Origin of the sequence: Streptomyces sp. NPDC093510 (assembly GCF_040683555.1) — a bacterium.
Classification (GTDB): Bacteria; Actinomycetota; Actinomycetes; order Streptomycetales; family Streptomycetaceae; genus Streptomyces.
In genome coordinates this window covers 179,068-198,346 of sequence record NZ_JBFBEE010000017.1, presented here as the reverse complement: position 1 = coordinate 198,346, position 19,279 = coordinate 179,068, and the positions used below count along the sequence as shown (strand labels likewise).

Genomic DNA, 19,279 nt, shown 5'->3' with positions numbered 1-19,279 from the left:
GAACTACTGCGCGACCTGGGTGATCTCGAACGGGACCGGCTGCTGAGCGCCGTGCGGGTGCTGGTCGCCCGCGTAGACCTTCAGCTTCGAGAGCATCTGACGGCCCAGGGTGTTCTTGGGGAGCATGCCCTTGACGGCCTTCTCGACAGCCTTCTCGGGGCTCTTCTCGAGCAGCTCGTCGTAACGGACGGAACGCAGACCACCCGGGTAGCCGGAGTGGCGGTACGCCATCTTCTGGGTCTTCTTGTTGCCGGAGAGGTGCACCTTCTCCGCGTTGATGATGATGACGAAGTCACCGGTGTCAACGTGGGGGGCGTAGATCGGCTTGTGCTTGCCACGCAGGAGGGTGGCAGCGGTGGTCGCCAGACGACCCAGGACGATGTCCCGGGCGTCGATGACGTGCCACTGGCGGGTCACATCGCCGGGCTTGGGGCTGTACGTACGCACTTAGTAGCCTTCGCTTCTTCAGTGGATGGGGTCCAGACACACGGCACCCAGGAAGCGATCATGCAGCTGGGGCTCACAATGCCGGGGACGCTGCCCGTATGCGAGCCACTGGTAACTGCTCCAGGGAACCTACGTAAGGGCCCTTTCGCGTGAGATCGAGGACACCAATACGTATCAATGTCCGAGAGTACCTGCGCCGCCCCGTACCGGTCAAAACGCGGCCCAGGGGACCGGCACCGGCGACTCCCCCACCACAGGTGGGCCCGCGCTTTCCAGCGTAACGCGCCCCCCTACACCCCGCCGAACCCCGCGCCCGCGCCCCGCGCCGACCGCACACCGCCTCACCTGCTCCGCGCCGCCTCCCCCGCCACGGCCCGCGGACCGCCCGGCAGCGCGGGCTCCCGGTGTTCTCCCGGCTCACCGGCGCGCGCCCCCCGCACGCACGCCCACCCGACCGTGCCCGCGAGCAGGCACAACGTCACCGCGTCCTTGAAGGCCCGCCGCGTCGCCGGTTCGAGCCCCGGCCAGCCGAATCCCGGCACCTGCGGCACCAGCGCCACCCAGAACCACGGGCTCCGGGCCGCCGTCCCCGCCACCGGCACCCCCGCGAGCAGCAGCGGAAGCACGACGAGCAGGTAGTGGTCGTACGAGGGACGGGAGACGAGGAAGGCCGAGAGCATCAGCATCACGGCGCATTCCACGATCCGCGCCGGCCCCTCGTCCCCCCTCCGCCACCGCCGCCAGGCACACCACACCCCGGCCCCGGCCGCACACAGGGACAGGAGCGTGGCGCCCGTCTGCGGCACCCCGAGCCGCGCGAGCACCGCCGAGGGCGACGCCTCATAGAGACGTACGAAGGTGTCCTCGCCCCGCAACAGGAAGGGCAGCGTGCGCGTGAAGAACCCGGCGGGGTCCGGCATGACGAGCGCCGCGGCCACCGACACCAGCGCGGGCACGCCCACCGCGACCGCGAGCGCCCGCCACCGGCACGCCAGGACGAAGAGGAGCACGACGGGCGCGAGCAGCGGCTTGACGGCGACGGCGACCCCGACGACGAGCCCCGCCGCGACCCACCGGCCCCGGCACACCAGCAGCAGGGCGAGCGGCAGCGCGGCCGCGGAGCCCACCGTCCAGTTGCCGAGCTGGACGAGGTGCCCGAAGGGCGCGAACCCGAGGGCGAGCCCGAGGAGGCCGTACGCCGCGAACCTGCTGCGCCACGGCACCCCGTGGATCCGCAGGGCGCACGCCCATCCGACGACGAGCCCGGCACTCACCCCCGCGGGCACCAGGAAGCGCACCACGTCCGCGGGCAGCCTCGCCTGCGGCGCCGCCGCGAGCACGGCACCGGGGAGATAGAGGAAGTGCCGGTCGGCGTAGGGCGACCGGCCGTCGAGCCACGCCTCGGCGGCCCGCACCACGATGGCGTTGTCCATCCCGCCGTCCGGCACCCGCAGCCCCACGCGGACCACCGCGGCGACCAGCACCACCGCGAGCACGCACCGGACGTGCCACTCGGCCGGCCGCAGCAACCACTCACTAACCGCCGATTTGCCCGTATTCATGCGCTTCAGGCTAGGCCCAGCGCCTCACGCAACCCCCGCTCAACATCCCGGGCCGCCCGTCTAAGATGCGCCCCATGAGTTTTGGGCAAGGGGGACCTCAGTGGGGTCCGGGGGGAACGGGCGGACCCGGCAGTGGACCCGCGCCCGACTGGGCCGCGCTCGCCGAGGCCGCGGAGGCGCGCACCCGGCGCCGCAAATGGCTGATGATCGGCGGCGGCGCGCTCGCCACGGTCGGCATCGCGGCCGCCGTGGCCATCACGGTCGTCTCCGCGAACAGCGACGAAACCTCCGCCTCGAACAAACCCGCGAGCGAGCTGCCGACGGCTGCGGACATCCCCGGCGCGAGCAAGGACCCCGAGCCGTCGTTCGAGGCGACGACACCGCCGCCCCCGCCGGACCCCAAGGACTTCATCTCCAGCGCCAAGAAGGACAAGGCGCCGCTCACCCCCGAGGGCCTCTTCCCCGGCAAGTCCCTGCGGGCGGGCGAGAGCGTCTACAAGAAGGGCCCGACCGACAGCACCACCCAGTGCACGTCCGTCACCCAGCCCGCCCTCGGCTCCGTCCTCGCCAAGCACGACTGCACGCGCATGATCCGCGCCAGCTACATCAGGGACGGCATCGCGGTCACGGTCGGCGTCGCCGTCTTCGACACCGCATCCGACGCGGCGAAGGTCAAGGACCAGGTGAAGAAGGGCCTCGTCAATTCCCTCTCCGGCAAGGGCGTGCCCTCCTTCTGCCGCACGGGCGTGTGCCGCGGCACCTACAACGCCTACGGCCGCTACGCCTACTTCACCACCACGGGCTACACCAGCGGCAAGAACGTGATCACGTCGGACCGCAAGGCCTACGGCGTCGGCGACGACCTGGCCCGCTTCGCCTTCCACCGCATCAACCAGCGGGGCGAGGCCCAGGCATCGGCCGCCGCCAACGCCCCGCAGTAGTACGCGGGGCCGCGGCCCGGCCGGGGCTCAGCAACACCCGGCGCCGGGCAGCGTCCGCTTGTTGCGCGCCTCCTTGCTGCGCGCGGCGAGCAGGTCGTCGGCGGGATAGCCGACCTCCTCGAGCGTGAGCCCGTGCGGCCGCACGACGTGCACGGCGGAGTCCCGCACACCCGCCGCGAGCACCTTCCCCGGCCACTCCACGGGCCGGTGCCCGTCCCCCACGAACAGCATGGCGCCGACGAGTGAGCGCACCATGTTGTGGCAGAACGCGTCGGCCCGCACGGTCGCTTCGAGAATCCCGTCCGGCCGCCGCTCCCAGCGCAGCTCCTGGAGCGTACGAATGGTCGTGGCGCCCTCACGCCGCTTGCAGTAGGCCGCGAAGTCGTGCTCCCCGATGAGCCGCTCGGCGGCGGCGTTCATGGCGTCGAGGTCCAACTCCCAGTCGTGCCACAGCACATGACTGCGCAACAGCGGGTCGACACCGCCGGGGTGATCGGTCACGCGGTAGGCGTAACGCCGCCACACGGCCGCGAACCGCGCGTTGAACCCGGCGGGGGCCTCGGCGACCTTCCACACCCGCACGTCGTGCGGCAGCCGCCCGGCGAGCCGCCGCAGCAGCTTGTCGCTGTGCTCGGCCCACACGTCCTCGGGCAGATCGACATGGGCGACCTGCCCCCGCGCGTGCACGCCGCTGTCGGTCCGGCCCGCGACCGTCAGCTCGTACGTCTCCTGCGACCGCGTCACGGTCCGCAGCGCGGACTCGATCTCCCCCTGGACGGTCCGCTGCCCCTGCCGCTGCTTCGCCCAGCCGGAGAAGTCTTTTCCGTCGTACGAAAGGTCCAGCCGCACCCGCACGAACCCGGGCTCTACTTCATCACTCACAGAACAGATCCTCTCAGGAGGCCGACCACGCGAAAGCGGGCCCGCCCCGAAGGGCGGACCCGCTCACAGCAAGGCAGAGCCTCAGGCGTCCTTGGACTCCTCGGCAGCGTCCTCAGCCGGCTTCGCGTCCTCGACGGGCGCGTCGTCCTTCTTGAGGGCGTCTTCCTTGACGGCACGCTTCGTGGCCGCCTCGGCCTCACCGGTGGCCTCCTGGGCCACGGTCAGGGCCTCCACCAGCTCGATGATCGCCATGGGCGCGTTGTCGCCACGACGGTTACCGATCTTGGTGATACGGGTGTAGCCACCCGGGCGGTTCTCGTAGCGCGGGCCGATCTCCGTGAAGAGCGTGTGCACGATGCTCTTGTCGGTGATGACGGACAGCACCTGGCGGCGGTTGTGAAGGTCACCCTTCTTCGCCTTGGTGACCAGACGCTCCGCGTACGGACGCAGACGACGGGCCTTGGCCTCGGTCGTCGTGATCCGGCCGTGCTCGAAGAGCTGCTTGGCGAGGTTCGCCAGCAGAAGCTTCTCGTGCGCGGCGCTGCCGCCCAGACGGGCACCCTTGGTGGGCTTCGGCATGGTGTTTCTCCTTGATGTCTGCCCCGGCCGTATCAGGTACCGGGGTCAGTGGCCGCGCCCCGATAGGGGCGCGGGGAACTGCGCGAGCAACCACAACGCACGCGCAGCCAAAATCAAACGGCCAGCCCCGAGCTCTTAGTACTGCTCGGTCTCGACGAAGCCCGCGTCGGCATCGTCATCCGCGCCGAAGGCGTCCGCGGCGGCGGTCGGGTCGAAGCCGGGAGGCGAGTCCTTGAGCGCGAGACCCATGCCGTTGAGCTTCATCTTGACCTCGTCGATCGACTTCGCACCGAAGTTGCGGATGTCGAGCAGGTCCGCCTCGGAGCGGGCGACGAGCTCGCCCACCGAGTGGATGCCTTCGCGCTTGAGGCAGTTGTACGACCGAACGGTGAGCTCGAGCTCCTCGATCGGCAGGGCGAGATCGGCGGCAAGGGCGGCGTCCGTCGGGGACGGGCCCATGTCGATGCCCTCGGCGTCGATGTTGAGCTCGCGCGCCAGACCGAACAGCTCGACCAGGGTCTTGCCGGCCGACGCCATGGCGTCACGCGGACGCATGGCCTGCTTGGTCTCGACGTCGACGATCAGCTTGTCGAAGTCGGTGCGCTGCTCGACACGGGTCGCCTCGACCTTGTACGTGACCTTGAGCACCGGCGAGTAGATGGAGTCGACCGGAATACGACCGATCTCCTGGCCCACCTGCTTGTTCTGGACGGCGGAGACGTAGCCGCGACCGCGCTCGACGGTCAGCTCCATCTCCAGCTTGCCCTTGCCGTTGAGCGTGGCGAGAACGAGGTCGGGGTTGTGCACCTCGACACCGGCCGGGGGCGCGATGTCGGCGGCGGTGACCAGACCCGGACCCTGCTTGCGCAGGTACATCACGACGGGCTCGTCGTGCTCCGAGGAGACGACCAGCTGCTTGATGTTGAGGATGAGGTCGGTGACGTCTTCCTTGACACCCGGCACGGTGGTGAACTCGTGCAGGACACCGTCGATACGGATCGACGTGACCGCCGCACCCGGGATCGAGGAGAGAAGAGTCCGGCGGAGGGAGTTGCCGAGGGTGTAACCGAAGCCCGGCTCCAGCGGCTCGATGACGAACCGCGAGCGGAACTCGTCGACGACCTCTTCGGTCAGCGACGGGCGCTGTGCAATAAGCATGAAGGAATCCTTCAGTCAGGGGCACCCACTATTTGATGCCCTGATTCATGACAAGGGTACGGGCGATACGCCTCCGAAGAGCCGTACCGCCCGAACCCTCAGATCAAGCAGCCTGCGTCAGACGCGGCGGCGCTTGGGCGGACGGCAGCCGTTGTGCGGCGTGGGCGTCACGTCCTGGATCGAGCCGACCTCGAGGCCGGTCGCCTGGAGCGAACGGATGGCGGTCTCGCGACCGGAACCCGGGCCCTTGACGAAGACGTCGACCTTGCGCATGCCGTGCTCCTGCGCGCGACGGGCAGCCGACTCGGCAGCCATCTGCGCGGCGAACGGCGTGGACTTGCGCGAGCCCTTGAAGCCGACGTGGCCGGCGGAGGCCCACGAGATCACGTTGCCGGTCGGGTCCGTGATGGACACGATCGTGTTGTTGAACGTGCTCTTGATGTGAGCGTGCCCGTGGGCAACGTTCTTCTTTTCCTTGCGGCGCACCTTCTTGGCAGCGCCCTGACGACCCTTGGGGGGCATCTATAACTCCTACGGGAGGTGGTCGGTCCTGCAGCGTCAGCTGTCGATAGACCGCTGAGCGAGGACTACTTCTTGCCCGGCTTCTTCTTACCGGCGATGGCGCGACGCGGGCCCTTGCGGGTGCGGGCGTTCGTGCTGGTGCGCTGACCGCGGACGGGCAGGCCACGACGGTGGCGCAGACCCTGGTAGCAGCCGATCTCGACCTTGCGACGGATGTCGGCCTGGATCTCGCGACGCAGGTCACCCTCGGTCTTGATGTTCGCGTCCACGTACTCGCGGATCTTGACGAGGTCTTCCTCGGTCAGGTCGCGAACGCGGGTGTTGCGGTCCACCTCGGTGGCGTCCAGCGTCTGCTGGGCCAGCGTGCGGCCGATGCCGAACACGTAGGTGAGGGCGACCTCGATGCGCTTTTCGCGCGGGAGGTCAACGCCTTCAACGCGTGCCATTCATGGCTCCTGTTGATTCTTCGGAGGTCTTCAGCAGAACCACTCCCAGGTGCCGTACTAGGTACATCCTGGGTCCCCGGCCTCCGACCGAGGGTGTCGCCCTCCATTACCTGAATGGAACTGAAGAGGGACGGGTCCTGCGTATCTACTTACTTGCGTCGCGCGAAAATCTGCGAACTGCAGTCGTGCGTCAGCCCTGGCGCTGCTTGTGGCGCGGGTTGTCGCAGATGATCATGACCCGGCCGTGACGGCGGATCACCCTGCACTTGTCGCAGATCTTCTTGACGCTCGGCTTGACCTTCATTGGGTGAGGTTCTCCGGGTCAGTGCCACCACCCCGCGCGAGCGGGATGCGGGCAAGATCTACTTGTACCGGTAGACGATCCGGCCACGCGTCAGGTCGTACGGAGACAGCTCCACCACGACCCGGTCGTCAGGGAGGATGCGGATGTAGTGCATGCGCATCTTGCCGCTGATGTGTGCCAGGACCTGGTGGCCGTTCTGGAGCTCCACCTTGAACATGGCGTTCGGAAGAGACTCGACGACAGTGCCTTCGATCTCGATGGCACCTTGCTTCTTGGCCACGCTTCGCCCTTCGAATCGACTACCTTGATCGACTTCATGCTCCGTATGCAGACACACGGATGCACGAGAGCCGACGCGTCAGTCTACGTCAGTGCACTCGGAAAGACGAATCGAGAAAGTCTGCCCCATGACGTAGATCCTTAAGCAACGAGGGGGACCCCTCAGCCCAGCGGGTCCGGCGCCGGAGTCACCCCGTACGCCGCAAGACGCTCACGGCCGCAGTCCGGGGCCGTCAGGACGAGCGGGCCCGCCTCCGTGAGGGCGACCGAGTGCTCCCAGTGCGAGGACCACGTGCCGTCCGTCGTGATGACCGTCCAGTCGTCCTCCAGGACCTCCGTGCGGGGAGTGCCGAGGGAGACCATGGGCTCGATGGCGAGGCAGAAGCCGGGAACCAGCTTGGGGCCCTTGCCGCGACGGCGCTCGACGTAGTTCAGGAGGTGGGGGTCCATGTGCATCTCGGTGCCGATGCCGTGCCCGCCGTAGTCCTCGACGATCCCGTACTTGCCGCCGCCCGGCTTCGGCTGCCGGCGGATGTACGTCTCGACGGCACGGGAGATGTCGACGAGCCGGTTCCCCTGCTTCATGGCCGCGATGCCGGCCCACATCGATTCCTCGGTCACCCGGGAGAGCTCGACGAGCTCCGGAGCGTGACCGGCGCCCACGAACGCGGTGTAGGCCGCGTCACCGTGCCAGCCGTCGATGATCGCGCCCGCGTCGATGGAGATGATGTCGCCGTCCTTCAGGACGGTCTTGTCGTCGGGGATGCCGTGCACGACGACCTCGTTCACGGACGTGCAGATCGTCGCGGGGAACCCGCCGTACCCGAGGAAGTTCGACTTCGCGCCGTGCTCGGCGATCACCTTGCGGGCGACGTCGTCCAGATCCTTCGTGGTCGCGCCGGGCACCGCGGCCTCACGCGTCGCGGCGTGGATGGCGGCGACGACAAGGCCCGCCTCACGCATCTTCGCGATCTGCTCGGGGGTCTTGATCTGCACCATGGGGCTTCCGCTCTCCGTCATCCGTCCGACAACCGGCTCCGTACGCGAACCGACTACGTACACAACAGTACGGCCGCGGTCCCCCTAGGGGCACCGCGGCCGAAACAGCGTACTGGCTACTTGTCGCCCTTGAGCGCGTCCATCGCGCGCTCGGTGACCTCGTCCACCTTGCCGAGCGCCGAGATCGTCACGACCAGACCCTGGGTCCGGTAGTAGTCGATGATCGGCTCGGTCTGCGTGTGGTAGACCTCAAGGCGCTTGCGGACAGTGTCCTCGCTGTCGTCCTCGCGCTGGTAGAGCTCGCCGCCGCAGACGTCACAGACGCCTTCCTGCTTCGGCTGCGAGTACGTCACGTGGAAGACGTGGCTGGAGTCCTTGCGGCAGATCCGCCGGCCCGCGATCCGCTTGACGACCTCGTCCTCCGGGACCTCCAGGTCCAGGACGGCGTCGAGCTTCACGTCGTCGGCCTTGAGCGCCACGTCCAGCGCCTCCGCCTGCGACACATTGCGCGGGAACCCGTCGAGCAGGAAGCCGTTCTCGGCGTCCGGCTTCGCCATCCGGTCCTTCGCCATGCCGATGGTCACCTCGTCGGGCACGAGGTTTCCGGCGTCCATGTACGCCTTCGCCTGCTTGCCGAGATCCGTGCCCTGGCTGATGTTGGCGCGGAAGAGGTCGCCCGTGGAGATGTGCGGGATCGACAGGTTCTTGGCGAGGAACGCGGCCTGCGTTCCCTTGCCCGCACCGGGCGGCCCGACGAGGACGATTCGCATCAGCGGAGGAACCCTTCGTAATTGCGCTGCTGGAGCTGGCTCTCGATCTGCTTCACGGTTTCCAGACCCACACCCACGATGATGAGGATGCTCGTCCCGCCGAACGGGAAGTTCTGGTTCGCCTGGAAGCCCACCAACGCCATCGTCGGCACAAGAGCGATCAGACCCAGGTACAGCGAACCCGGCCAGGTGATCCGGTTGAGTACGTAGCTCAGGTACTCAGCGGTCGGACGGCCAGCCCGGATGCCCGGGATGAAGCCACCATACTTCTTCATGTTGTCGGCGACTTCCTCGGGGTTGAAGGAGATCGCGACGTAGAAGAAGGCGAAGAAGACGATCAGGATGAAGTACGTGGCGATGTAAATCGGGTGGTCACCCTTGGTCAGGTTTGCGTCGATCCACTGCTTCCATCCCGAGTTGCCACCCGCGAACTGGGCGACCAGCGCCGGAATGTAGAGCAGCGACGAGGCAAAGATCACAGGGATGATGCCCGCCTGGTTGACCTTCAGCGGGATGTACGTCGACGTACCGCCGTAGGACCTGCGGCCGATCATGCGCTTCGCGTACTGGACGGGGATGCGCCGCTGCGCCTGCTCGACGAAGACCACCAGGCCGACCATGACGAGACCCACCGCGATGACCGTGCCGAACTCGATCCAGCCGTCGGCCAGGTCGCCCTGCTCCTTGATGGCCCACAGGGCGCTCGGGAAGGTCGCGGCGATCGAGATGAACATCAGGATCGACATGCCGTTGCCGATGCCGCGGTCGGTGATGAGCTCACCGAGCCACATGACACAGGCCGTACCGGCGGTCATCGTGATGACCATGGTCATGGTGACGAAGATCGACTGGTCGGGCACGATCTCGCTGGCGACCGGGCAGCCCTGGAAGAGGGAGCCGGTGCGGGCGGTGGCCACCAGACCCGTGCCCTGAAGGATCGCGAGCGCGATGGTCAGATAGCGCGTGTACTGCGTGATCTTCGCTGTACCGGCCTGACCCTCCTTCTTGAGGGCTTCGAGCCGCGGGATCACCACGGTCAGCAGCTGCAGAATGATGCTCGCCGTGATGTACGGCATGATGCCGAGCGCGAAGATCGTGATCTGCAGCAGCGCGCCACCGCTCATCATGTTGACCAGACCGAACAGACCCTGGTTCGCATTGGCGTTATCGATGCAGGTCTGGACGTTCTTGTAGTCGATACCGGGGATCGGCACATGCGTACCCACCCGGTAGATCACGATGATGCCGAGCGTGAAGAGCAGCTTCTTGCGCAGGTCGGGCGTCTTGAACGCCCGGGCGAACGCGGTGAGCACGGTGCCTCCTGCGACCCCCGCGCGCGTGCGCCAGAGGTGGTGGTCTGAGGTTCGACGAATACATATCAGTCAAGAAAACCGTGCGGGCAGACCGCACGGAGCTTAGACAGTGCACGCCACCTTACCGGCGACCGTGCCCCCCTTGGAACGACCAACCGGGGATGCCCCTTTTGTGGGGCATCCCCGGCTGGGAATCGCTCATGTCATCGACACGTCTGAGGGAAAATCAGACGAGCTCGGTGACAGTACCGCCCGCGGCGGTGATCTTCTCCTTGGCGGAGCCGGAGACGGCGTCGACCGTCACCTGCAGCGCCACGGTGAGCTCACCCTGGCCGAGGACCTTGACGAGGCTGTTCTTGCGAACGGCACCCTTGGCGACGAGACCCTCGACGGTGACCTCGCCACCCTCCGGGTACAGCGCGCTCAGCTTGTCGAGGTTCACGACCTGGAACTCGGTCTTGAACGGGTTCTTGAAGCCCTTGAGCTTCGGGAGACGCATGTGGAGGGGCATCTGGCCACCCTCGAAGCGCTCCGGAACCTGGTAACGGGCCTTGGTGCCCTTGGTACCACGACCAGCGGTCTTACCCTTGGACGCCTCACCACGACCCACACGGGTCTTGGCGGTCTTGGCGCCCGGGGCGGGCCGGAGGTTGTGGACCTTCAGCGGGTTCTGCTCCGCCATGTCAGTCGACCTCCTCAACCGTCACGAGGTGGCGGACGGTGTGCACCATTCCGCGGAACTCGGGGCGGTCCTCCTTGACGACCTGCGTGTTGATGCCCTTGAGACCAAGGGAGCGCAGGGTGTCGCGGTGGTTCTGCTTGCTGCCGATGTACGACTTCGTCTGCGTGATCTTGAGCTGTGCCATTACGCAGCACCAGCCCCGGCACGCGCCCGCAGCAGAGCCGCGGGAGCGACGTCCTCGAGGGGCAGACCACGGCGAGCCGCGATCTCCTCGGGACGCTGCAGACCCTTGAGGGCCGCCACGGTCGCGTGCACGATGTTGATCGCGTTCGACGAACCGAGCGACTTCGACAGGATGTCGTGAACGCCGGCGCACTCGAGCACGGCACGCACCGGGCCACCGGCGATAACACCGGTACCGGGGGAAGCAGGCTTGAGCAGGACGACGCCCGCGGCCTTCTCGCCCGTGATCGGGTGCGGGATGGTGCCCTGGATACGGGGGACCTTGAAGAAGTGCTTCTTGGCCTCCTCAACACCCTTGGCGATGGCCGCCGGCACCTCCTTGGCCTTGCCGTAACCGACACCCACGGTGCCGTCACCGTCGCCCACTACGACGAGCGCAGTGAAGCTGAAGCGACGACCACCCTTCACAACCTTGGCGACGCGGTTGATCGCGACGACGCGCTCAACGTACGCGGTCTTCTCGGCGGCGGCGTTGCCACCGTCGCGACCCTTCCGGTCCCGCCGCTCGCCGCCACCGGCACCGCCACCGCGGCGCTGGGGTCCAGCCATTGGAATTACCTCTCTCTGTTTCCGCTAGCTACGGAACCGACTCAGAACTTGAGTCCGGCTTCGCGGGCGGCGTCCGCCAGGGCGGCGATGCGCCCGGCGTACTGGTTACCACCACGGTCGAACACGACAGTCTCGACACCGGCGGCCTTGGCGCGCTCGGCGACCAGGGCGCCGACCGACTTGGCGGCCGCGGACTTGTCGCCCTCGGCGCCGCGGATCGTGCTGTCCAGGGTCGAGGCCGACGCAAGGGTGTGACCCTTGATGTCGTCGATGACCTGGGCCACGATGTGGCGGTTGGAGCGCGTCACGACCAGGCGCGGACGCTCAGCCGTACCCGAGATGTGCTTACGGATGCGGATGTGACGACGCTTGATGGCAGCACGCTTGTAAGCGTCGCCCTTAGCAATCTTGACACCGTATGCCATGGCTTACTTACCCGCCTTTCCGACCTTGCGGCGGATGACTTCGCCTTCGTACTTGACGCCCTTGGCCTTGTACGGGTCGGGCTTGCGCAGCTTGCGGATGTTGGCCGCAACCTCGCCGACCTTCTGCTTGTCGATGCCCTCGACCGAGAAACGGGTCGCGGACTCCACCTTGAAGGTGATGCCCTCGGGGGCCTCGACCAGGATCGGGTGGCTGTAGCCCAGCGAGAACTCCAGGTTGGAGCCCTTCGCGAGGACGCGGTAACCGACACCGCTGATTTCGAGCTTCTTCACGTAACCCTGGGTCACGCCGGTGATCATGTTCGCCACCAGCGTGCGGGACAGGCCGTGCAGGGCCTTGTTCTGACGCTCGTCGTTCGGACGGGTGACGTTCAGAACGCCGTCCTCGTCCTTAGCGATCTCGATCGGCGCGACAACGGTGTGCGAGAGGGAACCCTTGGGGCCCTTCACCGCGACCGTACGGCCGTCGATGGTGACGTCCACGCCGGCGGGAACCGTGATGGGGAGCTTGCCAATACGCGACATTAGCTATTCCTCCGTTCCCGACTACCAGACGTAGGCGAGGACTTCCCCACCTACGCCCTTCTTGCCTGCCTGCTGTCCGGTCAGGAGACCGTGCGACGTGGAGATGATCGCCACGCCGAGGCCGCCGAGGACCTTCGGCAGGTTGGTGGACTTCGCGTAAACCCGGAGACCGGGCTTGGAGATCCGCTTGATGCCCGCGATGGAGCGCTCACGGTTCGGGCCGAACTTCAGCTCGAGAACGAGGTTCTTGCCAACCTCGGCGTCCTCGACCTTCCAGCCCGTGATGAAGCCCTCCTGCTGGAGGATCTCCGCGATGTGAGACTTGATCTTGCTGTGCGGCATAGCCACGGTGTCGTGGTACGCCGAGTTCGCGTTACGCAGACGAGTCAGCATGTCCGCGATCGGATCAGTCATGGTCATGAATTGGCCTTCGGCCTCTCTCGCCGGGGTTTCCTATCTGCGCCATCCCTCTCCCCACTCAGAGGCAGGACGGGTGCGGCGCGGGGACCTACGGCGTAGTAAGTCGGTCAGGGCGGCAGACGCCCAACCCTCCTAGCCTAAGCCATACGGAGGAGGGCGGCTGCCAACCCTTTACTTACCGAGAGATCCAGGAGTCCCTAAAAAGCGGGGACTACCAGGAGCTCTTGGTCACGCCCGGCAGCTCGCCACGGTGAGCCATCTCACGAAGGCACACGCGGCAGAGGCCGAACTTACGGTAGACGGAGTGCGGACGGCCGCAGCGCTGGCAGCGGGTGTACGCACGCACACCGAACTTGGGCTTACGAGCAGCCTTGGCAATCAGAGCCTTCTTCGCCATCTCGCTTACGCCTCCTTGAACGGGAAGCCGAGGTGACGAAGGAGCGCACGGCCCTCAGCGTCGTTGGTCGCCGTGGTGACCACGGTGATGTCCATACCCCGGACGCGGTCGATCTTGTCCTGGTCGATCTCGTGGAACATGACCTGCTCCGTGAGACCGAAGGTGTAGTTGCCACGGCCGTCGAACTGCTTGGGGGACAGACCACGGAAGTCGCGGATGCGCGGCAGCGCGAGCGACAGGGTGCGGTCCAGGAACTCCCACATGCGGTCGCCACGGAGCGTGACGTGGCAGCCGATCGGCTGGCCCTCGCGAAGCTTGAACTGCGCGATGGACTTCCGGGCCTTCGTCACGGCCGGCTTCTGGCCGGTGATCGTGGTGAGGTCGCGGATGGCACCGTCGATCAGCTTCGAGTCACGGGCGGCGTCGCCGACACCCATGTTGACCACGATCTTGACCAGGCCGGGGATCTGCATGACGTTCTCGTACGAGAACTCCTCACGCAGCTTGTCCTTGATCTCGTCGCGGTACTTCGTCTTGAGACGCGGAGTGGTGGTGGTCGTCATCAGATGTCCTCACCCGTCCGCTTGGCAACGCGGATCTTGTTGCCCTCGTCGTCGAAGCGGTAACCGACGCGCGTGACGACCTTGTTGCCGTCCTTCTCCACGACCAGCTGGACGTTGGAGACGTGGACGGGGGCCTCGGTCGTCACGATGCCACCGGCCTGCGAGCCGCTGGCGGTCGGGCCGGCCTTCGTGTGCTTCTTGACCCGGTTGACACCCTCGACCAGGACGCGCTCGTCGCGCGGGTAAGCGGCAATGACCTTGCCCTGCTTGCCCTTGTCCTTACCGGTGATGACCTGGACCAGGTCGCCCTTCTTGATCTTCATGCTTACAGCACCTCCGGCGCGAGCGAGATGATCTTCATGAACTTCTTCTCGCGCAGCTCACGGCCGACGGGGCCGAAGATACGGGTGCCGCGAGGGTCGCCGTCGTTCTTCAGAATGACGGCGGCGTTCTCGTCGAAGCGGATGTACGAGCCGTCCGGACGGCGGCGCTCCTTGACGGTGCGAACGATGACCGCCTTGACGACGTCACCCTTCTTCACGTTGCCACCGGGGATCGCGTCCTTGACGGTGGCGACGATGACGTCACCGATACCCGCGTAGCGGCGACCCGAGCCACCGAGAACACGAATGGTGAGAATTTCCTTCGCACCCGTGTTGTCGGCGACGCGAAGTCGCGACTCCTGCTGGATCACGTCTATCTCCTGTTTGTCTGCCGGTTCCCCCGGGGCAGTTCAGCGAACTGCCCCGGGAGCCTGGCGGAACGAACTCCGAGGGGGGTGCCCCTCCGAGCTGTACTTGTTGGAATCCCCTTGCGGGAATTGCCTACTTGGCCTTCTCGAGGATCTCGACGATGCGCCAGCGCTTGGTCGCCGACAGCGGACGCGTCTCCATCAGGAGGACGCGGTCGCCGACGCCGGCAGCGTTCTGCTCGTCGTGCGCCTTGAGCTTGTTCGTACGGCGGATGACCTTGCCGTACAGCGCGTGCGTCACGCGGTCCTCGACAGCGACGACGACGGTCTTGTCCATCTTGTCGCTGACGACAAGACCCTGACGGGTCTTGCGGAAGCCGCGGGCGGCCTTCGTCTCTTCAGTCACGTTGCTCTCGCTCATCAGGCGCTCTCCACCGTCTCGATGCCCAGCTCGCGCTCACGCATGAGGGTGTAGATCCGCGCGATGTCCTTACGGACGGCCTTGAGCCGACCGTGGTTCTCGAGCTGGCCCGTCGCCGCCTGGAAGCGGAGGTTGAACAGCTCTTCCTTGGCTTCGCGGAGCTTGTTGAGAAGCTCCTCGTCGCCCAGCTCGCGCAGCTCGGAAGCCTTGGTACCGGCCGACATCACGACTCACCTGCCTCGCGCCGGACGATGCGGCACTTCATCGGAAGCTTGTGAGCAGCGCGGGTGAGCGCCTCACGAGCAATCTTCTCGTTCGGGTACGACAGCTCGAACATGACGCGTCCGGGCTTGACGTTGGCGACCCACCACTCCGGCGAACCCTTACCGGAACCCATGCGGGTCTCGGCAGGCTTCTTGGTGAGGGGGCGGTCCGGGTAGATGTTGATCCAGACCTTGCCGCCACGCTTGATGTGACGCGTCATCGCGATACGAGCTGCCTCGATCTGACGGTTCGTCACGTACGCCGGGGTCAGCGCCTGGATGCCGTACTCGCCGAACGCAACCTGCGTGCCACCCTTGGACATACCGCTGCGCTTCGGGTGGTGCTGCTTGCGGTGCTTGACCCTACGGGGGATCAGCATTTCGGTCAGGCCTCCGTTCCGGTGCTCTCAGCCGGAGCGGCGGCAGCGGCGGGAGCGTCGGCCTTGGGGGCCTCGGCAGGCTGCTGCTGACCGCTCTGGGCCCCCTGCTGCTGCGGCTTGCGGCCGCGGCCGCCACGCTCGCCACCACGGCCACCACGGGCCGGGCGGTCGTTGCCGCCACCACGGGCCGGGCGGTTACCCGCACGGGCCGCGGCGTTCTCGGCGCGGACCTCGGCGATGTTCTTGACGTCGCCCTTGTAGATCCAGACCTTCACGCCGATACGGCCGAAGGTCGTCTTGGCCTCGAAGAAGCCGTAGTCGACGTTCGCACGGAGCGTGTGCAGGGGCACGCGGCCCTCGCGGTAGAACTCCGAGCGGGACATCTCGGCGCCGCCGAGACGGCCACCACACTGGATCTTGATGCCCTTGGCGCCCGCCTTCATCGCCGACTGCATGCTCTTACGCATGGCGCGACGGAAGGAGACGCGGGAGGACAGCTGCTCCGCCACGGCCTGGGCCACGAGCTGAGCGTCGACCTCGGGGTTCTTGACCTCGAGGATGTTCAGCTGGACCTGCTTGCCCGTGAGCTTCTCGAGGTCACCGCGGATGCGGTCGGCCTCGGCGCCACGGCGGCCGATGACGATGCCGGGACGAGCGGTGTGGATGTCCACACGCACGCGGTCACGGGTGCGCTCGATCTCAACCTTCGAGATGCCGGCGCGCTCCATGCCGGACGTCATCATCCGACGGATGGCGACGTCTTCCTTGACGTAGTCCTTGTACAGCTTGTCGGCGTACCAACGCGACTTGAAGTCGGTCGTGACACCGAGCCGGAACCCGTGCGGGTTTACCTTCTGGCCCATTACCGGGTTCCTTCCTTGCTGCTGACGACCACGGTGATGTGGCTGGTCCGCTTACGGATCCGGTAGGCACGGCCCTGGGCACGCGGACGGAACCGCTTCAGGGTCGGGCCCTCATCCACGTACGCCTCGCTGATGACCAGCGAAGAGGCGTCGGTGTGGTCGTAGTTGTGCGCGGCGTTGGCAATGGCGCTGTCCAGCACCTTGCCGACCGGCACGCTCGCGGCCTGCGGGGCGAAACGCAGGACCGCCTGAGCCTCCGTGGCATCCATGCCACGGATGAGGTCCACCACGCGGCGGGCCTTCATGGGCGTGACGCGGATGTACCGCGCCTGGGCCCTGGCTTCCATGGTTGTCCCTTCGGTGTTAGTCATAGTCGTTCCACCCCGCGCTAGCGGCGCTTCGACTTCCGGTCGTCCTTGACGTGGCCGCGGAAGGTGCGAGTCGGCGAGAACTCGCCGAGCTTGTGGCCGACCATCGACTCGGTGACGAACACCGGGATGTGGGTCTTGCCGTTGTGCACCGCGATCGTGTGACCCAGCATGCTGGGAATGATCATCGAGCGACGGGACCAGGTCTTGATGACGTTCTTGGAACCGGCTTCGTTCTGAGCGTCCACCTTCTTTACGAGGTGGTCGTCGACGAAGGGCCCCTTCTTGAGACTGCGCGGCATCTAAACCCGCTCCTAGCGCTTCTTGTTCGACTTGCGGCGACGGACGATGTACTTGTTGCTCGCCTTGTTGCGATCACGAGTACGACCCTCCTTCTTGCCCCACGGCGAGACCGGGTGACGACCACCGGAGGTCTTGCCTTCACCACCACCGTGCGGGTGGTCGACCGGGTTCATCACGACACCACGCACGGTCGGGCGGACGCCCTTCCAGCGCATGCGGCCGGCCTTGCCCCAGTTGATGTTCGACTGCTCGGCGTTGCCGACCTCGCCAATCGTGGCGCGGCAGCGGACGTCGACCAGGCGGATCTCACCGGACGGCATGCGAAGGTGCGCCATGGCGCCTTCCTTCGCGAGCAGCTGCACGGAGGCACCCGCGGAGCGGGCGAACTTCGCGCCGCCGCCGGGCCGCAGCTCGATGGCGTGGAGCGTCGTACCCACCGGGATGTTGCGCAGCGCCATGTTGTTGCCGGGCTTGATGTCGGCACCGGGGCCGCTCTCAATCCGGTCACCCTGCTGCGTGCCGCGCGGGGCGAGGATGTAGCGCTTCTCGCCGTCCGCGTAGTGCAGCAGCGCGATGCGCGCGGTGCGGTTGGGGTCGTACTCGATGTGCGCGACCTTGGCAGGCACACCGTCCTTGTCGTGACGACGGAAGTCGATCACTCGGAAGGCGCGCTTGTGGCCACCACCCTGGTGGCGAACGGTCACACGACCGGAATTGTTACGGCCGCCCTTGCTGTGCAGCGGGCGAACCAGCGACTTCTCCGGCGTGGACCGCGTTACCTCGACGAAGTCGGCTACGGAGGAGCCACGGCGGCCCGGCGTAGTCGGCTTGTACTTGCGGATTCCCATTTCTCAGTCCTCGTCCGATATTCGGACCAGGGCGCTCCGTTAGGAGGCCTGGCCGAAGATGTCGATACGGTCGCCCTCAGCAAGGGTCACGATGGCGCGCTTGGTGTCGGCACGCTTGCCGAAACCGGTGCGCGTACGCTTCCGCTTGCCCTGACGGTTGATCGTGTTGACGCCGGTGACCTTGACCGAGAAGACCGCTTCGACGGCCTGCTTGATCTGGGTCTTGTTGGCGCCCGGAGCCACGATGAACGTGTACTTGCCCTCGTCGAGCAGCGCGTACGACTTCTCGGAGACGACCGGCTTGACGAGGACGTCGCGCGGGTCCGAGAAGGACTTGCTCAGCGGGGTGGGCTCAACGGCGATCTTGCCCTCGGTCGCGATGCGCTTCGCCTTGGCGACGCGCGCGGCCTTGGCGGCCTTCGCAGCCTTGGACGCGATGCTCTGGTGACGGATGGCCATCAGGCTTCGCTCCCTTCGGTGTCATTGGCCTTCGGGCCGGACACGAAGGACTCGAACGCGGCCTTGGTGAAGACCACGTCGTCCGACACGAGCACGTCGTACGTGTTCAGCTGGCCCGGCTCCAGGATGTGGACCTGGGGCAGGTTGCGGGCGGAGAGCAGCGAAGCCTCGTCCGAGCGCTCGATGACCAGCAGCACGTTCTTGCGCTCGCTGACCTTGCCGAGCAGGCTCTTCGCGGCCTTCGTCGAGATCTCGCCCTCGACCACGCCGGAGACGACGTGGATGCGGGAGTTGCGCGCCCGGTCGGTGAGGGCGTGACGCAGGGCGGCAGCCTTCATCTTCTTGGGGGTGCGCTGGGAGTAGTCACGCGGCACGGGGCCGTGGACGACGCCACCGCCGGCGAACTGCGGCGCACGGGTCGAACCCTGGCGCGCGCGGCCGGTGCCCTTCTGGCGGTAAGGCTTCTTGCCACCACCACGGACTTCACCGCGGGTCTTGGTCTTGTGCGTGCCCTGACGGGCCGCGGCCAGCTGCGCGACGACGACCTGGTGGATCAGCGGAATGCTGATCTTCTCGACGTCGAAGATCTCCGCGGGGAGCTCGACCGTCCCGGTCTTGTCGCCTGCCGGCGAAAGGATGTCAATGGTGCTCATGGGTTA

At 66.7% G+C, this 19,279-nt stretch carries 32 protein-coding genes; 1 reads left to right on the top strand and 31 read right to left on the bottom strand.

Annotated elements, in window-relative coordinates:
- Positions 1 to 3: 3 nt before the first annotated feature.
- Both rplM and AB0N81_RS27305 read right to left on the bottom strand, forming a co-directional pair.
- Positions 4 to 447 (bottom strand): 50S ribosomal protein L13, encoded by a 444-nt coding sequence (rplM, locus tag AB0N81_RS27310; RefSeq protein WP_030782512.1) that lies wholly within the window; start codon positions 445 to 447, stop codon positions 4 to 6.
- Between the two features lie 341 nt (positions 448 to 788).
- Entirely contained in the window at positions 789 to 2,009 is a 1,221-nt protein-coding gene (locus AB0N81_RS27305) for a glycosyltransferase family 87 protein (protein ID WP_365362728.1), read from the bottom strand.
- Between the two features lie 74 nt (positions 2,010 to 2,083).
- Between AB0N81_RS27305 and AB0N81_RS27300 the strand changes: the two genes are divergently transcribed.
- Positions 2,084 to 2,950, top strand: a complete 867-nt coding sequence (locus tag AB0N81_RS27300) for a hypothetical protein (RefSeq protein WP_365362726.1) — start codon at positions 2,084 to 2,086, stop codon at positions 2,948 to 2,950.
- 27 nt (positions 2,951 to 2,977) lie between these two features.
- Here AB0N81_RS27300 and truA read toward each other — a convergent pair whose 3' ends face one another.
- From truA to rplD, 29 genes are all read right to left on the bottom strand, one after another.
- Complete coding sequence (truA, locus tag AB0N81_RS27295; RefSeq protein ID WP_365362724.1) at positions 2,978 to 3,832, bottom strand: tRNA pseudouridine(38-40) synthase TruA; 855 nt, start codon at positions 3,830 to 3,832, stop codon at positions 2,978 to 2,980.
- Positions 3,833 to 3,913: 81 nt separating this feature from the next.
- Positions 3,914 to 4,411: a 50S ribosomal protein L17 gene (gene rplQ / locus AB0N81_RS27290; RefSeq protein ID WP_365362722.1), complete on the bottom strand. Its 498-nt coding sequence runs from the start codon at positions 4,409 to 4,411 to the stop codon at positions 3,914 to 3,916.
- 135 nt (positions 4,412 to 4,546) lie between these two features.
- Positions 4,547 to 5,569, bottom strand: a complete 1,023-nt coding sequence (locus AB0N81_RS27285; RefSeq protein ID WP_016645160.1) for a DNA-directed RNA polymerase subunit alpha — start codon at positions 5,567 to 5,569, stop codon at positions 4,547 to 4,549.
- Between the two features lie 117 nt (positions 5,570 to 5,686).
- Complete coding sequence (rpsK, locus tag AB0N81_RS27280) at positions 5,687 to 6,091, bottom strand: 30S ribosomal protein S11 (RefSeq protein WP_003948617.1); 405 nt, start codon at positions 6,089 to 6,091, stop codon at positions 5,687 to 5,689.
- Between the two features lie 65 nt (positions 6,092 to 6,156).
- Positions 6,157 to 6,537 carry a 30S ribosomal protein S13 gene (gene rpsM, locus AB0N81_RS27275; protein WP_030782528.1) on the bottom strand — a complete coding sequence of 127 codons (381 nt, stop codon included), beginning with the start codon at positions 6,535 to 6,537 and terminating at the stop codon, positions 6,157 to 6,159.
- A 190-nt stretch (positions 6,538 to 6,727) separates the two neighbouring features.
- Complete coding sequence (rpmJ, locus tag AB0N81_RS27270; protein ID WP_003948619.1) at positions 6,728 to 6,841, bottom strand: 50S ribosomal protein L36; 114 nt, start codon at positions 6,839 to 6,841, stop codon at positions 6,728 to 6,730.
- 58 nt (positions 6,842 to 6,899) lie between these two features.
- Positions 6,900 to 7,121: a translation initiation factor IF-1 gene (infA, locus tag AB0N81_RS27265; RefSeq protein WP_003948620.1), complete on the bottom strand. Its 222-nt coding sequence runs from the start codon at positions 7,119 to 7,121 to the stop codon at positions 6,900 to 6,902.
- Positions 7,122 to 7,282: 161 nt separating this feature from the next.
- Positions 7,283 to 8,119 carry a type I methionyl aminopeptidase gene (gene map, locus AB0N81_RS27260; RefSeq protein WP_365362719.1) on the bottom strand — a complete coding sequence of 279 codons (837 nt, stop codon included), beginning with the start codon at positions 8,117 to 8,119 and terminating at the stop codon, positions 7,283 to 7,285.
- 116 nt (positions 8,120 to 8,235) lie between these two features.
- Complete coding sequence (locus tag AB0N81_RS27255; protein WP_365362717.1) at positions 8,236 to 8,889, bottom strand: adenylate kinase; 654 nt, start codon at positions 8,887 to 8,889, stop codon at positions 8,236 to 8,238.
- Entirely contained in the window at positions 8,889 to 10,202 is a 1,314-nt protein-coding gene (gene secY, locus AB0N81_RS27250) for a preprotein translocase subunit SecY (protein WP_365362715.1), read from the bottom strand. The genes AB0N81_RS27255 and secY overlap by 1 nt, the downstream gene beginning before the upstream one ends.
- Before the next feature lie 226 nt (positions 10,203 to 10,428).
- Complete coding sequence (rplO, locus tag AB0N81_RS27245) at positions 10,429 to 10,884, bottom strand: 50S ribosomal protein L15 (RefSeq protein ID WP_062775150.1); 456 nt, start codon at positions 10,882 to 10,884, stop codon at positions 10,429 to 10,431.
- A 1-nt stretch (position 10,885) separates the two neighbouring features.
- A complete protein-coding gene (gene rpmD / locus AB0N81_RS27240) occupies positions 10,886 to 11,068 on the bottom strand; it encodes a 50S ribosomal protein L30 (protein WP_005481207.1) in 183 nt (60 codons plus the stop codon).
- Positions 11,068 to 11,676: a 30S ribosomal protein S5 gene (gene rpsE, locus AB0N81_RS27235; protein WP_127912612.1), complete on the bottom strand. Its 609-nt coding sequence runs from the start codon at positions 11,674 to 11,676 to the stop codon at positions 11,068 to 11,070. Before rpsE ends, rpmD begins: the two co-directional genes overlap by 1 nt.
- A 41-nt stretch (positions 11,677 to 11,717) precedes the next feature.
- Positions 11,718 to 12,101, bottom strand: a complete 384-nt coding sequence (gene rplR / locus AB0N81_RS27230) for a 50S ribosomal protein L18 (protein ID WP_127912613.1) — start codon at positions 12,099 to 12,101, stop codon at positions 11,718 to 11,720.
- Between the two features lie 3 nt (positions 12,102 to 12,104).
- Positions 12,105 to 12,644, bottom strand: coding sequence for a 50S ribosomal protein L6 (rplF, locus tag AB0N81_RS27225; RefSeq protein ID WP_362363444.1), 540 nt, complete (start codon positions 12,642 to 12,644; stop codon positions 12,105 to 12,107).
- 21 nt (positions 12,645 to 12,665) lie between these two features.
- Entirely contained in the window at positions 12,666 to 13,064 is a 399-nt protein-coding gene (rpsH, locus tag AB0N81_RS27220; protein WP_018528360.1) for a 30S ribosomal protein S8, read from the bottom strand.
- A 211-nt stretch (positions 13,065 to 13,275) separates the two neighbouring features.
- Positions 13,276 to 13,461 carry a type Z 30S ribosomal protein S14 gene (locus AB0N81_RS27215; RefSeq protein ID WP_003956452.1) on the bottom strand — a complete coding sequence of 62 codons (186 nt, stop codon included), beginning with the start codon at positions 13,459 to 13,461 and terminating at the stop codon, positions 13,276 to 13,278.
- Between the two features lie 5 nt (positions 13,462 to 13,466).
- The gene (gene rplE / locus AB0N81_RS27210; RefSeq protein WP_362994433.1) at positions 13,467 to 14,024 is read right to left on the bottom strand and encodes a 50S ribosomal protein L5; all 558 of its coding nucleotides are present in this window, start codon (positions 14,022 to 14,024) and stop codon (positions 13,467 to 13,469) included.
- Entirely contained in the window at positions 14,024 to 14,347 is a 324-nt protein-coding gene (gene rplX, locus AB0N81_RS27205) for a 50S ribosomal protein L24 (RefSeq protein WP_016645174.1), read from the bottom strand. The genes rplE and rplX overlap by 1 nt, the downstream gene beginning before the upstream one ends.
- 2 nt (positions 14,348 to 14,349) lie before the next feature.
- Positions 14,350 to 14,718, bottom strand: coding sequence for a 50S ribosomal protein L14 (gene rplN / locus AB0N81_RS27200; RefSeq protein WP_003974257.1), 369 nt, complete (start codon positions 14,716 to 14,718; stop codon positions 14,350 to 14,352).
- A gap of 130 nt (positions 14,719 to 14,848) precedes the next feature.
- On the bottom strand, positions 14,849 to 15,136 hold the full coding sequence (gene rpsQ / locus AB0N81_RS27195) for a 30S ribosomal protein S17 (RefSeq protein ID WP_150171090.1): 288 nt from the start codon (positions 15,134 to 15,136) through the stop codon (positions 14,849 to 14,851).
- Positions 15,136 to 15,360, bottom strand: coding sequence for a 50S ribosomal protein L29 (rpmC, locus tag AB0N81_RS27190; protein WP_005481220.1), 225 nt, complete (start codon positions 15,358 to 15,360; stop codon positions 15,136 to 15,138). The genes rpsQ and rpmC overlap by 1 nt, the downstream gene beginning before the upstream one ends.
- The gene (gene rplP, locus AB0N81_RS27185; RefSeq protein ID WP_055698227.1) at positions 15,360 to 15,779 is read right to left on the bottom strand and encodes a 50S ribosomal protein L16; all 420 of its coding nucleotides are present in this window, start codon (positions 15,777 to 15,779) and stop codon (positions 15,360 to 15,362) included. The genes rpmC and rplP overlap by 1 nt, the downstream gene beginning before the upstream one ends.
- 5 nt (positions 15,780 to 15,784) lie before the next feature.
- Positions 15,785 to 16,642, bottom strand: a complete 858-nt coding sequence (rpsC, locus tag AB0N81_RS27180) for a 30S ribosomal protein S3 (protein ID WP_355803844.1) — start codon at positions 16,640 to 16,642, stop codon at positions 15,785 to 15,787.
- Positions 16,642 to 16,989 (bottom strand): 50S ribosomal protein L22, encoded by a 348-nt coding sequence (gene rplV, locus AB0N81_RS27175; protein WP_004571827.1) that lies wholly within the window; start codon positions 16,987 to 16,989, stop codon positions 16,642 to 16,644. The genes rpsC and rplV overlap by 1 nt, the downstream gene beginning before the upstream one ends.
- Before the next feature lie 41 nt (positions 16,990 to 17,030).
- Positions 17,031 to 17,312, bottom strand: a complete 282-nt coding sequence (rpsS, locus tag AB0N81_RS27170) for a 30S ribosomal protein S19 (RefSeq protein ID WP_069770399.1) — start codon at positions 17,310 to 17,312, stop codon at positions 17,031 to 17,033.
- A gap of 12 nt (positions 17,313 to 17,324) precedes the next feature.
- Entirely contained in the window at positions 17,325 to 18,161 is an 837-nt protein-coding gene (gene rplB / locus AB0N81_RS27165) for a 50S ribosomal protein L2 (protein ID WP_355803847.1), read from the bottom strand.
- 39 nt (positions 18,162 to 18,200) lie between these two features.
- Positions 18,201 to 18,620, bottom strand: coding sequence for a 50S ribosomal protein L23 (rplW, locus tag AB0N81_RS27160; RefSeq protein WP_055564827.1), 420 nt, complete (start codon positions 18,618 to 18,620; stop codon positions 18,201 to 18,203).
- A complete protein-coding gene (gene rplD / locus AB0N81_RS27155; RefSeq protein ID WP_365362708.1) occupies positions 18,620 to 19,273 on the bottom strand; it encodes a 50S ribosomal protein L4 in 654 nt (217 codons plus the stop codon). Before rplD ends, rplW begins: the two co-directional genes overlap by 1 nt.
- Positions 19,274 to 19,279: the final 6 nt, after the last annotated feature.

Excerpts from the sequence above, each read along its gene's own strand:
- rplB (WP_355803847.1), bottom strand. The coding sequence starts at position 18,161 with ATGGGAATCCGCAAGTACAAGCCGACTACGCCGGGCCGCCGTGGCTCC.
- rpmD (WP_005481207.1), bottom strand. The coding sequence starts at position 11,068 with ATGGCACAGCTCAAGATCACGCAGACGAAGTCGTACATCGGCAGCAAG.
- rplP (WP_055698227.1), bottom strand. The coding sequence starts at position 15,779 with ATGCTGATCCCCCGTAGGGTCAAGCACCGCAAGCAGCACCACCCGAAG.
- rplQ (WP_365362722.1), bottom strand. The coding sequence starts at position 4,411 with ATGCCGAAGCCCACCAAGGGTGCCCGTCTGGGCGGCAGCGCCGCGCAC.
- rplW (WP_055564827.1), bottom strand. The coding sequence starts at position 18,620 with ATGGCCATCCGTCACCAGAGCATCGCGTCCAAGGCTGCGAAGGCCGCC.
- rplV (WP_004571827.1), bottom strand. The coding sequence starts at position 16,989 with ATGGAAGCCAGGGCCCAGGCGCGGTACATCCGCGTCACGCCCATGAAG.
- rpsC (WP_355803844.1), bottom strand. The coding sequence starts at position 16,642 with ATGGGCCAGAAGGTAAACCCGCACGGGTTCCGGCTCGGTGTCACGACC.
- rpsK (WP_003948617.1), bottom strand. The coding sequence starts at position 6,091 with ATGCCCCCCAAGGGTCGTCAGGGCGCTGCCAAGAAGGTGCGCCGCAAG.
- rpsQ (WP_150171090.1), bottom strand. The coding sequence starts at position 15,136 with ATGAGCGAGAGCAACGTGACTGAAGAGACGAAGGCCGCCCGCGGCTTC.
- rpsS (WP_069770399.1), bottom strand. The coding sequence starts at position 17,312 with ATGCCGCGCAGTCTCAAGAAGGGGCCCTTCGTCGACGACCACCTCGTA.
- AB0N81_RS27305 (WP_365362728.1), bottom strand. The coding sequence starts at position 2,009 with ATGAATACGGGCAAATCGGCGGTTAGTGAGTGGTTGCTGCGGCCGGCC.
- rplX (WP_016645174.1), bottom strand. The coding sequence starts at position 14,347 with ATGAAGATCAAGAAGGGCGACCTGGTCCAGGTCATCACCGGTAAGGAC.
- AB0N81_RS27300 (WP_365362726.1), top strand. The coding sequence starts at position 2,084 with ATGAGTTTTGGGCAAGGGGGACCTCAGTGGGGTCCGGGGGGAACGGGC.
- AB0N81_RS27255 (WP_365362717.1), bottom strand. The coding sequence starts at position 8,889 with ATGCGAATCGTCCTCGTCGGGCCGCCCGGTGCGGGCAAGGGAACGCAG.
- AB0N81_RS27215 (WP_003956452.1), bottom strand. The coding sequence starts at position 13,461 with ATGGCGAAGAAGGCTCTGATTGCCAAGGCTGCTCGTAAGCCCAAGTTC.
- AB0N81_RS27285 (WP_016645160.1), bottom strand. The coding sequence starts at position 5,569 with ATGCTTATTGCACAGCGCCCGTCGCTGACCGAAGAGGTCGTCGACGAG.
- map (WP_365362719.1), bottom strand. The coding sequence starts at position 8,119 with ATGGTGCAGATCAAGACCCCCGAGCAGATCGCGAAGATGCGTGAGGCG.
- rpsH (WP_018528360.1), bottom strand. The coding sequence starts at position 13,064 with ATGACCATGACTGATCCGATCGCGGACATGCTGACTCGTCTGCGTAAC.
- rplF (WP_362363444.1), bottom strand. The coding sequence starts at position 12,644 with ATGTCGCGTATTGGCAAGCTCCCCATCACGGTTCCCGCCGGCGTGGAC.
- rpsE (WP_127912612.1), bottom strand. The coding sequence starts at position 11,676 with ATGGCTGGACCCCAGCGCCGCGGTGGCGGTGCCGGTGGCGGCGAGCGG.
- rplD (WP_365362708.1), bottom strand. The coding sequence starts at position 19,273 with ATGAGCACCATTGACATCCTTTCGCCGGCAGGCGACAAGACCGGGACG.
- rpmJ (WP_003948619.1), bottom strand. The coding sequence starts at position 6,841 with ATGAAGGTCAAGCCGAGCGTCAAGAAGATCTGCGACAAGTGCAGGGTG.
- rplR (WP_127912613.1), bottom strand. The coding sequence starts at position 12,101 with ATGGCATACGGTGTCAAGATTGCTAAGGGCGACGCTTACAAGCGTGCT.
- rplE (WP_362994433.1), bottom strand. The coding sequence starts at position 14,024 with ATGACGACCACCACCACTCCGCGTCTCAAGACGAAGTACCGCGACGAG.
- rpmC (WP_005481220.1), bottom strand. The coding sequence starts at position 15,360 with ATGTCGGCCGGTACCAAGGCTTCCGAGCTGCGCGAGCTGGGCGACGAG.
- rplO (WP_062775150.1), bottom strand. The coding sequence starts at position 10,884 with ATGGCGGAGCAGAACCCGCTGAAGGTCCACAACCTCCGGCCCGCCCCG.
- rpsM (WP_030782528.1), bottom strand. The coding sequence starts at position 6,537 with ATGGCACGCGTTGAAGGCGTTGACCTCCCGCGCGAAAAGCGCATCGAG.